1 protein-coding gene is annotated in these 1,020 nt (G+C 50.9%); it reads right to left on the bottom strand.

The annotated features are described in order from the left end of the window. Positions 1–137: 137 nt before the first annotated feature. Positions 138–1,020 (bottom strand): phosphoribosylamine--glycine ligase (purD, locus tag AB6E78_RS22925; RefSeq protein ID WP_372153796.1); only part of this gene is annotated, 883 nt, incomplete at its 5' end.

The raw sequence follows: 1,020 nt of genomic DNA, 5'->3' as shown, positions 1-1,020 counted from the left end.
GACAGCTCTGAAGGATCCTTCAACCGATCGCTTTGGCTTTAACTGATCGGCATTAGCCTATTGAGGCGCCTTTTTCTGTTATTCACTTGCTGTCATTTGCTTACTGTTATTGGAAAGTAAGCGAGCAACAAGATTGTTTACTGCTCTTGTTCGCGCGCAATCGCACGGTAACCAATATCATTGCGGTGGAACATACCATTCCAGCTAACTTGCTTCGTCAACGCGTAAGCGCGCTCTTGAGCCTCAGAAACCGTATTGCCCAGTGCTGTTGCACAAAGTACACGACCGCCGTTTGTCACAACGTCGCCAGCTTCATTATTTGTCGTACCCGCGTGGAAAACCTTTTGGCCTTCAACTTCGCTTGTTGGTAGTGAAATAACGTCACCTTTTGCGTAGTCAGCAGGGTAACCGCCAGCCGCAAGAACAACACCGATAGAAGCGCGTGGATCCCACTTCGATTCTGCTTCGTCGAGCTTCTCGTCGATAGCCATTAGGCAAAGTTCAACAAGGTCTGACTCCATACGCATCATGATAGGTTGCGTTTCAGGGTCGCCAAAGCGGCAGTTGTATTCGATAACTTTAGGTGTGCCGTCAGCATCGATCATTAGGCCAGCGTAAAGGAAACCTGTGTAAGGTGCGCCTTCTGCGTCCATACCACGTACCGTTGGGTAGATAACTTCCTCAAGGATACGGTTGTGGATTTCTGGAGTTACAACCGGCGCAGGAGAGTAAGCACCCATGCCGCCCGTGTTTGGCCCAGTGTCTTTGTCGCCAACACGTTTGTGATCTTGGCTGGTGGCCATAGGAAGCACGCTAGAGCCGTCAACCATTACGATGAAGCTTGCTTCTTCGCCTTCGAGGAACTCTTCGATAACAACGCGGCTGCCTGCTTCGCCAAAGGCGTTGCCCGCTAGCATGTCTTTGATTGCGTCTTCTGCTTCTTCAAGGGTCATCGCAACGATAACGCCTTTACCTGCCGCAAGACCGTCAGCTTTCACTACGATAGGAGCGCCTTGCTCG

Origin of the sequence: Vibrio sp. 10N.247.310.98, from assembly GCF_041467395.1 — a bacterium.
Classification (GTDB): domain Bacteria; phylum Pseudomonadota; class Gammaproteobacteria; order Enterobacterales; family Vibrionaceae; genus Vibrio; species Vibrio crassostreae_C.
The sequence above is the reverse complement of the archived record's forward strand: the minus strand, read 5'-3'. Positions and strand labels throughout refer to the sequence as shown.